This window comes from Microbulbifer celer, from assembly GCF_020991125.1.
Taxonomy (GTDB): Bacteria; Pseudomonadota; Gammaproteobacteria; order Pseudomonadales; family Cellvibrionaceae; genus Microbulbifer; species Microbulbifer celer.
The window spans coordinates 4,094,439-4,106,493 of record NZ_CP087715.1; the positions used below are offsets into that span (position 1 = coordinate 4,094,439).

The following is a 12,055-nucleotide window of genomic DNA, read 5'->3' on the forward strand; positions in this document are numbered from 1 at the left end:
AGAGCGGGCTGTAAAAGCCCGATTCCGGCCGATAAGCGACCAACGGGTCTCGCGGCCCTCCTCGAGGAGAATAATCCCAGTGACCACCACCCAGCAAATGCCCCAGGCCTCCGCGCAATACGGTGAAGTCCGCCACGACTGGACCCGTCAACAGGTGCTCGACCTGTTCGCAATGCCATTTAACGACCTGCTGTTTACCGCCCAGCAGGTACATCGCCAGCACTTTGATCCCAACCGGGTACAGGTCAGTACCCTGTGCTCGATCAAGACCGGCGCCTGTCCCGAGGATTGCACCTACTGTCCACAGAGTGCCCGTTACGATACGGGTCTCGAGCGGGAAAAGCTGATGAAGGTGGAAGCGGTGGTGGAAGAGGCGCGCGCGGCCAAGGCCAGCGGTGCCACCCGTTTCTGCATGGGCGCCGCCTGGCGCTCGCCGAAGAAAAAAGACATGGCCTATGTCACCCAGATGGTGAAAGAGGTGAAGGCGCTGGGCCTTGAGACCTGTATGACCCTGGGGATGCTGAGTGACGACCAGGCCAAAGATCTGGCCGATGCCGGTCTCGATTACTACAACCACAATCTGGACACCTCGCCGGAATACTACGGCGAGATCATCACCACCCGCACATACGAGGATCGCCTGAACACCCTGTCCAATGTGCGCGCCGCGGGGATGAAAGTCTGTGCCGGCGGCATTATCGGCCTCGGCGAAGGGGAGAAGGACCGCGCCGGGCTGTTGGCGCAGCTGGCCAACCTGCCGGAGCAGCCGGAATCGGTGCCCATCAACATGCTGGTGAAAGTGGCCGGCACGCCGCTGGCAAACAACGAAGATCTGGACCCGTTCGAGTTTATCCGCTGTATCGCCGTGGCCCGCATCATGATGCCGAAATCCCACGTGCGTCTGTCCGCCGGTCGCGAGGCCATGAACGACGAGATGCAGTCACTGGCGTTTTTGGCCGGTGCCAACTCGATTTTCTACGGTGAGAAGCTGCTCACCACCGGTAATCCGGAAGCCAACAAGGACATGCAGCTGTTTGCGCGCCTCGGTATCAAACCGGAGGAGTACCACCAGCACGAAGATGAGGCCGAGGTGGCCGCGGGACTGGAAGCGCAGATCAGCGAACAGCAGAACGATCCGTATTTCTACGACGCCGCCAAGGCGTAAGCGCAGACAAGGTTTTGACCAACAGTCTCGACAGCTTTGTGGCGCAGCGCCTGACGGAACGCCGGGCGCAGCAGTTGTTCCGCAGCCACAAAACCCTTGCGGCCGCGCCGGGGCCGAACGCGCGGGTGGATGGTCGCGAACTGGTGACCTTCAGCAGCAACGATTATCTCGGCCTCGCCACCCATCCACAGGTGATCGCCGCCCAGCAGCGCGGTGCCGAACTGGGCGCCGGCGCCACCGCCTCGCACCTGGTCAACGGCCACTTTGAAATACACCAGCAGTTACAGCAGAAAATCGCCGAACTCACCGGACGTGAAGCGGCGCTGTTATTTGGCAGCGGCTATATGGCCAACGTGGGCGTGATCAATGCGCTGGTGGGTCGCGGTGATTTTGTGGTGCAGGACAAACTGAATCACGCTTCCCTGATCGATGGCGGTCGCCTGAGTGGCGCCCAGTACCTGCGCTTTGCCCACAATGATCCCGTAGCGCTGGAGCGACAACTGCAACGCGCTCGGGCGCAGGCCGGAGACAGCGGAAAAATCCTGCTGGCGGTGGACGGCGTCTACAGCATGGATGGCGACACCGCGCCGCTGGCGGCCATGGCCGCGCTGTGTGAAACCTATGATGCCTGGCTGATGGTGGACGAAGCTCACGGCTTCGGCGCCATGGGCAGTGAAGCATTTCCCTGTGCCGGCAGCGCCGCTGCCGCCGGTCTCGATCAGGCGTCCGCGCCCATCGTCATGGGCACCCTGGGCAAAGCCGCCGGCAATGCCGGTGCCTTTGTGGCCGGTTCCCGCGCGCTGATCGATTACCTCACCCAGTTCGCCCGCACCTATATCTATACAACCGGCATGCCGCCGGCGGTGGCCGCAGGCTGTGTGCAGGCGCTGTCGTTGATGCAAGGCGGATCGCTAGCGTGGATCCTGCAGCAGCGTATCGAATATTTCCGTTCCCGTGCCGCCCTGCTCGGCCTGCCGCTGGAAGAATCCACCAGTGCGATTCAGCCGCTGGTGCTGGGATGTGAAAACACCGTGCTGGCTGTCGCGCAGGCTCTGCAGAAAGCGGGCTATCTGGTCGGCGCCATCCGACCGCCCACCGTGCCCGCCGGCACCGCGCGTTTGCGGATCACCCTGTCGGCGGTTCATAGCGAAGTGCAGATCGACGGACTGCTGACGGCGCTGGCAACAGCGCTGGAAAAAACTCAGGTTGCCGGGGTATCACCGTGAATCGCGCAGTAAAAAATATCGTATTGATTCACGGTTGGGGTGGTGACAGCCGCTGCTGGGATGCACTGCTGCCGGCACTGGGCGATATGCCGCAAAAAGTACACTGTGTGGAACTGCCGGGTTTCGGCAGTCGTACCGGTGAAGCCTGGCCTGCAACCGGGGCATTGCTAGAACAACTGGAAGCCACACTGCCGGACAACTGCCTGCTGGTGGGCTGGTCCCTGGGCGGGATGCTTGCAGTGCAGCTCGCGGCGCGCTCAAACAAGGTCCGCGGCCTGGTCACCATCGCCGCCAACGGCAGTTTTGTCGCCCGTGACGGGAGCCCCGGGAATGACGAGGCGGGAAGTGAGTGGCCGGGAATGGCTGCGGAAGATTTCGCACAATTCTGCCGTGCCCAGCGCCTGACACCGGAAAAGAACTGGCAGCGCTTCTGCGGGCTGGAGGCCCGTGGAGACCGCAATATGCGCAGCGTACTGAAAACACTCAAAGGCTGGCAGCCGGAGACTGTTTCCGAATGCTGGCCCGACAGTTGGAACGACGCGCTCGAATGCCTGGGAGAGCTGGATAACCGCGCGCTGCTCGCACATTTGAAGCAGCCTTCGCTGCACATTTTGGGAGCGCGGGATGCGCTGGTGCCGAGCGCTGCCGCGGATCAGCTGCGCGCGCAGGGCTGTATGGTTGAAGTCATCGCCGACAGTGGGCACTGTCCGCACCTGAGCCGGGCGGATACCATTGCCCGGCTGTTAAAGCAGCATTTACAAACCCTGTCTGCCGCAGACGGCGAAAGCGCACCGCTGGACAAGTCTGCCGTGGCGCGCGCGTTCGGTCGCGCCGCCGCCAGTTACGATGCCGCCGCCCATTTACAGCGCGCTGTCTGTCGACAGCTGCTGAGTAGCGCGGAGGCGGGCTGGCAGCCCCGACGGATTCTCGATCTCGGCAGCGGTACAGGCTACGGTAGCGAACTGCTGCGCCAGCGCTTCCCCGAGGCGGAAATCATCGCCCTGGATATCGCCCCGCAGATGCTGGCTTATGCCCGTAACCATCGCCCCCGGGCGGATGGCTACGTTGCCGCGGACGCGGAAAATCTGCCGCTGGCCGATGGCAGCTTCGATCTGGTGTATTCGAGTTTTGCCCTGCAGTGGTGTTACCGGCTTCCTCACCTGTTTGCGGAAATACGCCGTATCCTGAGCGTGGATGGTCGTGCCCTGATTTCCACCCTCGCCCCCGGCACCCTGGCGGAACTTGAAGCGAGCTGGACGGCGGTGGATAGTGATCGCCATGTGAATCAGTTTCTGCCGGCAGCTTCCTGGCAACAGGCCTGCGCAGACAATCACCTGGATTGCGCGCTGACCAGTGAACAGCGCGTGTTGCACTTCGACAACGTCAAAACCCTGATGCGTGAACTGAAAAGCATCGGCGCGCACAATGTGAACCGCGAGGCCGGTAAAGGCCTGTTGAGCCGCGAGCGCTTGCGCAGGCTGACCGAGGCCTATGAAGCACGCCGCACGCCGGCTGGTCTGCCGGCCACCTACGAAGTGGTTTATCTGACATTGCAGCGCCTTCAGGGCGACAACAAGAGGCCCGTAACGTTTGATTACTCGGACTCCCTCCGCGCAGAACAGCAGCGGAATATCGGGCAAGCACCGGGCACTGGTGCTGGCGCGACAGTTTATCCACACCCCCTGGCCCGGTGATCTGCCGGGCCTGATCGAGCAGTTGGGGGCACTGCAGCTTGATGCCATCCAGGTCATTACCCGCGGCCATTATCACCAGCTCAGCACCCGCCTCGCCCCCACTCGGGAAGCGCGCTTGATCCGCCAGCTCGACGACGCTGAGCGCCAGCGACACATCTTTGAATACTGGTCCCATGCTGCTGCCTACTTGCCGATACAGCACTACCGGTTTGCCCGTCTCCGCATGGACCGGATCCGCGCGGGGCAGAAGCACTGGTTTGAGAAGAACGCAAAGCTGAGCCGCTATGTGCTCGACCGCATCCGCGCCGAGGGGCCGCTGAAAGCCAGTGATTTTGTGCGCGCCAAGGGCGGTTGGTGGACCTGGTCGGAGGAGAAGAAGGCCCTGGAGCAGCTGTTCCACGAGGGCGAGCTGATGGCGAGCCATCGGCAGGGATTCCAGAAGGTATTTGATCTCCCCGAGCGACTACTGCCATCGGATGTGGTCACTACTGCCGCCAGTGAGGCCGAATACGGTGAGCATCTGGTACGCACGTTTTTGCGCGCTCAGGGCGTCGGTCGGGCTGAAGAAGCGGGCTATCTGCGCCGGCAGGAAAAGGGGTTGGTCAAAGCGGCGGTAAATCGGATGCTGGCGTCTGGAGAGCTGACGCCGGTCGATGGCGAGCTGATGCTGACCGAAGATCTCGGCGTCGATCCACCCCCGCCTCCGCGCAGGGTGCGCCTGTTATCGCCGTTTGATCCACTGGTACTACAACGCAAGCGGTTAAAGCGTCTGTTCGGTTTTGATTACCAGCTGGAATGCTATGTACCGGCGACAAAGCGCCGTTTCGGTTATTTCTGTCTGCCGATACTGTATCGGGATACTTTTGCGGGGGTGGTGGATCTGAAGGCGGACCGCGAGGCAGGGTTGCTTAGGGTAAAAGCGCTGCATTGGTCGCAGTCGCCGAAAAGCGGCTTACTGAAGGGGTTCAACAAGGCCCTCGGTGACTTTGCCCGTTATCACGGGCTGGCCACCGAGGCCATCTGAGCTTAGATCTGAACCACCACGTACACTTCCCGCCCGTCTCGTTGGGTGGGCATAAAATAGCGGTCGCCGTAGCGGTAGTACTGGACCCCGTTGATCACTTCCGCGGTGTATCCCGTGGGCAGGGTTTCGACCACCTGACCGGGGTTAAACCCGGCACCCACTGGTGCGGTACTGGTAGTCGTTGTGGTAGTGGTCGTCGTGGTGGTGACACCGGTGGGCGCGGGTACCACCACATAGCGGCTGGCGTGCGGCTGCCACTGATAGTAAGCGTCGCCATACTGGTAGTAGGTGAAACCGCCAATCTGGACTCGCACCGCACTGGCGGGAAGCGTCACGACCGCTGCCCCCAGAGGGGCGGAAACCGTCACATAGCCGCGCGGGCCCGGGCGATAAAAATAGCCACCGCCATAAAAATACGGGCGTCCGCCCACCGACATATTCACAAACCCACCGGGCAGTACCGGCACGGTAACGCCAATACCGATTCGGGGGCCTCGGTAGCGTCGCGGTCCCCAGTAACCGCGATGATGGTGTCCATGACCGTGGTGATGTCCACGGTGACCGCCGTGGGCCGAGGCTGGCGGCGCAGCAAAGGCAAACGACAGCAGCGTCACCAGACCCACGCCGAACACTAGAATTTTGACCGCTTTTTTCATCACCCTTTCCGATATATACGCCCGCGAAGCGAGCACTTACTATTGCACAAATAATAACCGCAACGGGACAGAAGCGCTACGGCTGGCACGTATTCGATCGTTAAGAATTGTCAGTTTGTCGCACAGCACTCAAGTGACCTTATAGCCACGGCTGTTGGGGCTCAGGCCCGGTTGCGCTGCACAATTCCCATCAGTCGATACAGCAGCTGCGCGGCGGCAAAGTCATAGGCGTGGAAGCCTTCGATGGGGGCGAACTCGAGCAGGTCGAAGCCGATGATCTCGCGTTGCCTGGCGACGGATTCAAACAGGTTCAGGGTCTGGTACCAGCCGAGGCCACCGGGCACCGGGGTGCCGGTGGAGGGGAAGACCGAGGGATCCATGCCGTCGATATCCAGGGTGAAGAACACTTTGCTGGGGAAGTCTTGTGGCAGTTCGATGGATTGGATCTGGGTGGGCACCAGCTGGTGGGCGTCCAGGTAGCGCACGTTGTACTGCTTGCGCGCTTCCATCTCTTCTTCGCAGTAGGCGCGGATGCCGAGCTGGTACAGGGGGATGCCGGCTTCGCACACCAGTCGCATGACGCTGGCGTGGCTGTGCTTGTGGCCCTCGTAGCGGTCGCGCAGGTCGGCGTGGGCGTCGATCTGCACCACGCCGAAGTCGTCGATGCCGGCGTCCAGGTAGGCTTTGATCAGTCCCCAGGTGACGGAGTGTTCACCGCCGATGCCGACGGGCATTTTGCCGAGCTTGAGGATTTCGCCGGTGGCGTTGGCGATGTTTTCCATTACCTGTTCTGCGGGGCCGGTTACGTCGACGGGGTCGCGGGTGTAGATGCCCAGTTCGCAGGGGTAGGAGAAATTGTCGAACGTCTCCAGCTGGTGGGAGGCTTCGATGATCGATGCCGGCCCCTTACCGGTGCCGCCGCCGTAGGAGACGGTTTCTTCGTAGGGGATGGGCAGGATATGGAACAGCGCTTCTTCGGGCTTGGGCTGTTCGATTTCGGAGCCCAGGAAAATGTTTGGGTCTTCTGTGTGCATGTCGTAGCTCTGCGGTTGGACCTTGGTGGCCTTGTTTAACCTTTGGTGGCGGCAGAGCACCGGGTGCGGGTTTTCAGGACCGCTGTGAACCCATCCCTGGGCGCTGCGGCGCAAACATCCTGTTTGCGACGCTCCTGAAAACCCGCACCCGGCACTCTGCCTTCGTGGCAAATTCTCTACTTCGTAGCGTTACTTGCGTGGATTACGAAGTGGTTGAGGTTGAACTTAAGGTGGAGTGCCGGGGGAAAGGTTTCAAAAGCGTCGGCGACAGGGACGTCGCCGCCGCAGCGTACAGGGATGTATTCCCAGGGGGGCGCCTAGCTCGGTTTTGAAACCTTCCACCCGGTGCTACACCGCCACCGCAATCGCTTCAGAGAACCTGCGGTGGATTGGTGTCACGAAAGACGATTTTTAAAGTCCTCGTAACCGAATTCCTTAATCATCCGAAGCTCATCGGTATCAGAATTCCACAACGCAATCGAAGGCAGTGGAATACCGTTGAAGGTATTGGTCTTGACCATGGTGTAGTAGGCCATTTCCTCAAACACCAACCGATCACCGATTTTCAGTGGCTCGGGAAAACTGTACTCCCCGATCCGGTCCCCGGCCAGACAACTCTGCCCACCCAACTGATAGGTGTGCGGGAACTCGTCTGGCAGTGAAGCGCCGGTAATTTCCGGCCGGTAGGGCATCTCGATCACGTCCGGCATATGACAGGTGGCGGAGACATCCAGGATCGCCTGATCCTTGCCGTTCCAGGTCAGATCGATCACCTCACCTACCAATACACCGCAGAACAACGCCACCGCCTCGCCGGGTTCCAGGTACACCTGTACATCGTGTTTCTCGGAGAAGGCTTTCACCGCAGCAATCAACTCGTCAACCTGATAATCACAACGGGTGATGTGGTGGCCACCGCCGAAGTTGATCCATTCCATGTGTGGAATCAGATCAGAAAATTTTTCTTCCACCGCCTTGATCGTGCGCTCCAGCGGCTTGAAGTCCTGTTCGCACAGGGTGTGAAAATGCAGGCCGCTGATGCCGGTCAGGTCTTCACCTTCAAACAGTTCCCGTACGATACCCAGCCGCGAGCAGGGTGCGCAGGGGTCGTAAATGGGGGTGTGACCCTCGGAGTGTTCCGGGTTGATGCGCAGGCCGAACCGGAGTTCCGGGCGCTGCTTTTGCGCTTCCAGACACAGGGTTTTGTAGCGCTTCCATTGGGAAAACGAATTGAAAATGACATGATGGGCGAAGCTCAGTATTTCCTTCAGTTCCGCTTCTTTGTAGCCGGCGCTGAATACGTGCACCTCTTTGCCCAGGTCCTTGCCACCGTACTCTTCAAATCCCAATTTTGCTTCATTGATACCACTGGCGCAGGTGCCGGAAAGATACTCGGCGACAATATGGCCGATGCTGAACATGGAAAAGGCTTTCAGCGCAGCCAGCACTTTGGCACCGCTGCGCTTTTGCACGTCGGCGAGTACTTCCAGATTGTCACGCAGGGCGATCTCGTCCACTACGAAGCAGGGCGTGGGTACCCGGGCAGGGTCGAATTCGCCGAAGTAATCTTTGCGGGGCGTCAGATCCATAAAATCTTCGTCACTTCATTTTTACAAAAATCCCGAGTCTATTGCCCCGGGATTGATGATTTTATACGAAAGGCTTATCCAGCCAGGTTTCCTGCCACGGCAGGCCATATTTGTTCAGATCATCCATAAACGGATCCGGATCCAGCTGTTCCATGTTCCACACACCGGGCTTCATCCACTTGCCTTCCATCATCATCTTGGCGCCGATCATCGCCGGTACACCGGTGGTGTAGGAAATGGCCTGGGATTGTACTTCTTTGTAGGCTTCCTGGTGATCGCAGATGTTGTAGACGTAGTAGATTTTCTCTTCGCCGCCTTTCACACCCTTGATGATATTGCCGATACAGGTTTTACCCTTGGTCAGCGGGCCGAGACTCGCCGGGTCCGGCAACAGGGCTTTCAGGAACTGGATCGGTACAATTTCCTGTCCCTGGAATTCAATCGGCTCGATACTGGTCATGCCTACGTTCTGCAGTACTTCGAGATGTTTGAGGTAGCTGGCACCGAAGGTCATCCAGAAACGTGCGCGCTCGATTTCCGGGAAGTGTTTGGAAAGGGATTCCAGTTCTTCGTGGTACAGCAGGTACAGGTCTTTTTCACCGATGCCTTCGGGGAACTCGAATACCCGTTTTTCTTCCATGGGTTTGGTGGTCACCCATTTGCCTTCTTCCCAGTAACGGCCATTGGCGGTAATTTCGCGAATGTTGATTTCCGGATTGAAGTTGGTGGCAAACGGCAGCCCGTGATCGCCGGCGTTGCAGTCGAGAATATCCAGGGTTTTGATACGGTCGAAGTGGTGCTTCTTGGCATAAGCGGTGAATACACTGGTCACGCCGGGATCAAAACCACTGCCGAGCAGCGCCATCAGTCCGGCTTTCTCGAATTTATCCTGATACGCCCACTGCCAGCTGTATTCGAACTTGGCCTCTTCCGGTGGTTCGTAGTTGGCGGTATCCAGGTAATGTACGCCGGTCTCCAGACAGGCATCCATGATGTGCAGGTCCTGGTACGGCAGGGCCACATTGATGACCATGTCCGGCTTGACCTTTTCGATCAGCGCGACCATTTCACTGACGTTGTCCGCATCCACTTCCGCGGTGTTGATTTTACGCGGTAGCATATCGGCGATCTTGTCGCATTTGGATTTGGTACGGCTGGCGAGGGTGATATTCTCGAACACCTCTTCTACCTGAGCACACTTGTGTGCAACCACCTGACCGACACCGCCGGCGCCTACTATCAGAACGTTGGCCATTATTAATCTCCCTGGGTTTGGGGTACTTCTTGGTTTTGTGGTACCCACAATCGCGTTTCTGGGCGAGCCTGCTGCCGGTGCCCTTTCGCTGGACACGGACTAGGCGTCCCCCCTTAACCCATCCCTGGGGGCTCTGCAAAAACATCCTGTTTTTGAAGGTCCAGCGAAAGGGCCCCGGCATCAGACTCTTCGCATCAAAATTTCTTACTTCGATCTGGCTACGGAGTACAGAAATACAAAGTTAAGGCAGAGTACCGGGTATTGGTTTTCGGAAGCGTCGGCGACAGGGACGTCGCCGCCGCAGCGTACAGGGATGTATACACAGCGGTTCCGAAAACCAATACCCGGTGCTCTGCCGCCACTGGGCGGCGATAAAACGTACCACCGGACCAGCGATCAAACATACCACCGGACCAGGGATAAAACGCACCACCGAACCAAAAACTATTTCTCGAAGTAGGTGTACCCGCTCATCGAAGCGGTATAAGTGTGCAAAATATCCTTACGCTGCTGGGGAGTAATCCGCTTCTCTTTGACCGCCCGCTCCGCCAATTTTCGGAAGCGCTCAAACAAATCCTGCGGTGAGTACTCCACATAGCTCAGCACATCCGCAATACTGTCCCCGTGAATCTCACGGCTGTAATCCACACTGCCGTCTTCTTCAATTCGTACACTCACCACATTCGTATCACCGAACAGATTGTGCAGATCGCCCAGCGTCTCCTGATAAGCTCCCACCAGAAAAGTACCGAGAATATAATCCTCACCCTCTTTCAAAGGATGCAAAGGCAACGTCTTGCGCACATCCTGGCGATCGATAAAACGATCGATCTTGCCATCACAGTCGCAGGTAATATCCGCAATAATGGCCGAGCGCGTTGGCGCCTCATCCAGGCGGTGTACCGGCAACAGCGGGAACAACTGATCGATCGCCCAGATATCCGGCAGCGACTGGAACACGCTCACATTCGCGTAATAAATATCGGACAACACCTCCGGCAGCGCCTGCAGATCCACCGGCACCTGATCCACCTCATCCAGCAGTTTGCGAATCTTCTGCGCACACTGCAAAAACAGATTCTCCGCCAGCGCGCGATCCCGCAAGTTAACCTGCCCATGCAGATACAGTGAACGGATCTCATCGCGATAGTAGAGGCCGTCGTTGTAACTCTCTTGCAGGTTCTTCGCCGTCACGCTATTCAGCGCATCCTGCAGGTACTTCAACATGGGGTGCGCATCCTCGCCAATCTGATCCTCTTCCAGCTCGATCGGCTCAAAACTGGTGGTGTCCAGAATGTTGAACAGCAACACCGACGAGTAGGCTACCGTGGCACGACCGGACTCGGTAATGATCACCGGGTGGTCCACGCCCTCGCTGTCGAGGGTGCCCATGATCGCTTCCACCACATCCACGCAGTACTCATCCAGGGAGTAGTTCTTGGAGTGGGTGTAATTGGTCTTGGAGCCGTCGTAGTCCACCGCCAGACCGCCGCCGAGATCCAGATATCCCATAGGGGCGCCTTCTTCTACCAGATCCGCATAGTAACGGCAGGCTTCCAGTACGCCGGTGCGGATATCTCGGATATTCGGCACCTGTGAACCCAGATGGTAGTGCAGCAGCTTCAGGCACTGCAGCATGTCGTGTTCGCGCAGCCGGTCCACCATGGCGATCAGATCATTACTGCCGAGGCCGAAAATACTGCGATCGCCACTGGTGGCGTTCCAGTAGCCGCCCACCTTGCTGGCGAGCTTGATGCGCACGCCGATGTTCGGCTCTACCTGTTCGCGCTTGGCGCAGTGGATGATGGTGTCCACCTCCGACGGCGTTTCCACCACGAAGAACACCTGTACGCCAAGACGCTGGGCCTGCAAACCCAAGTTGATAAATTCTTCGTCCTTGTAGCCGTTGCACACGATCAACGCGTCAGTGTTGTCCAGGATCGACAGCGCGGCAATCAGTTCCGCCTTGCTGCCTGCTTCCAGACCGTGGCCGAATTGACGTCCGGCGCGGGCGATCTCTTCGATCACCTGGCATTGCTGGTTGACCTTGATCGGGAAAACGCCGCGGAACACATTGTTGTAACCACTGCTCTCGATTGCGCTGCGGAACGAATTGTTGATGCGCGCGATCTGGGCGTCGAGCAGGTTCTCAAAGCGCACCAGTAACGGCATACCGAGGCCGCGCTCGGTGGCACCGTGGGCAATATCCAGCAACGAGACCGCGTGCAGTTCGCCGTTTTCATTCTTGATCTCCACGGTCATCTCGCCGCGTTGATTCAGATTGAAATAGCCGGCGCCCCAGTTGCGGATGCCGTAGAGTTCTGCGGAGTCTTCGCAGGTCCAGTTATCGATTTCTTGCTGTTTCATGGCGTCTATTGAGTGGTGAAAACCGGTGTGGGTTCCGCGGTGTGT

9 protein-coding genes are annotated in these 12,055 nt (G+C 58.8%); 4 read left to right on the forward strand and 5 right to left on the reverse strand.

Going from position 1 to position 12,055, the window contains the following annotated elements:
* The first annotated feature begins 97 nt into the window (after positions 1–97).
* From bioB to LPW13_RS17170, 4 genes are read left to right on the forward strand one after another with little or no spacing between them, the layout of a single operon-like run.
* Positions 98–1,165 (forward strand): biotin synthase BioB, encoded by a 1,068-nt coding sequence (gene bioB / locus LPW13_RS17155; RefSeq protein WP_230439219.1) that lies wholly within the window; start codon positions 98–100, stop codon positions 1,163–1,165.
* 14 nt (positions 1,166–1,179) lie between these two features.
* Entirely contained in the window at positions 1,180–2,391 is a 1,212-nt protein-coding gene (gene bioF, locus LPW13_RS17160; RefSeq protein ID WP_230437215.1) for an 8-amino-7-oxononanoate synthase, read from the forward strand.
* Entirely contained in the window at positions 2,388–4,085 is a 1,698-nt protein-coding gene (gene bioC, locus LPW13_RS17165; RefSeq protein ID WP_230437216.1) for a malonyl-ACP O-methyltransferase BioC, read from the forward strand. Before bioF ends, bioC begins: the two co-directional genes overlap by 4 nt.
* Complete coding sequence (locus LPW13_RS17170; RefSeq protein WP_230437217.1) at positions 4,045–5,109, forward strand: winged helix-turn-helix domain-containing protein; 1,065 nt, start codon at positions 4,045–4,047, stop codon at positions 5,107–5,109. Before bioC ends, LPW13_RS17170 begins: the two co-directional genes overlap by 41 nt.
* 2 nt (positions 5,110–5,111) lie before the next feature.
* On the opposite strand, the gene LPW13_RS17175 is transcribed toward LPW13_RS17170, so the two are convergent.
* The 5 genes from LPW13_RS17175 to speA form a co-directional block, all read right to left on the reverse strand.
* Complete coding sequence (locus tag LPW13_RS17175; RefSeq protein WP_230437218.1) at positions 5,112–5,765, reverse strand: DUF6515 family protein; 654 nt, start codon at positions 5,763–5,765, stop codon at positions 5,112–5,114.
* Positions 5,766–5,926: 161 nt separating this feature from the next.
* Complete coding sequence (gene speB, locus LPW13_RS17180) at positions 5,927–6,799, reverse strand: agmatinase (protein WP_230437219.1); 873 nt, start codon at positions 6,797–6,799, stop codon at positions 5,927–5,929.
* A 395-nt stretch (positions 6,800–7,194) separates the two neighbouring features.
* Positions 7,195–8,388 carry a carboxynorspermidine decarboxylase gene (nspC, locus tag LPW13_RS17185; protein ID WP_230437220.1) on the reverse strand — a complete coding sequence of 398 codons (1,194 nt, stop codon included), beginning with the start codon at positions 8,386–8,388 and terminating at the stop codon, positions 7,195–7,197.
* A gap of 61 nt (positions 8,389–8,449) precedes the next feature.
* Entirely contained in the window at positions 8,450–9,643 is a 1,194-nt protein-coding gene (locus LPW13_RS17190) for a saccharopine dehydrogenase family protein (protein WP_230437221.1), read from the reverse strand.
* Positions 9,644–10,087: 444 nt separating this feature from the next.
* The gene (gene speA / locus LPW13_RS17195; RefSeq protein ID WP_230437222.1) at positions 10,088–12,010 is read right to left on the reverse strand and encodes a biosynthetic arginine decarboxylase; all 1,923 of its coding nucleotides are present in this window, start codon (positions 12,008–12,010) and stop codon (positions 10,088–10,090) included.
* Positions 12,011–12,055 lie beyond the last annotated feature (45 nt).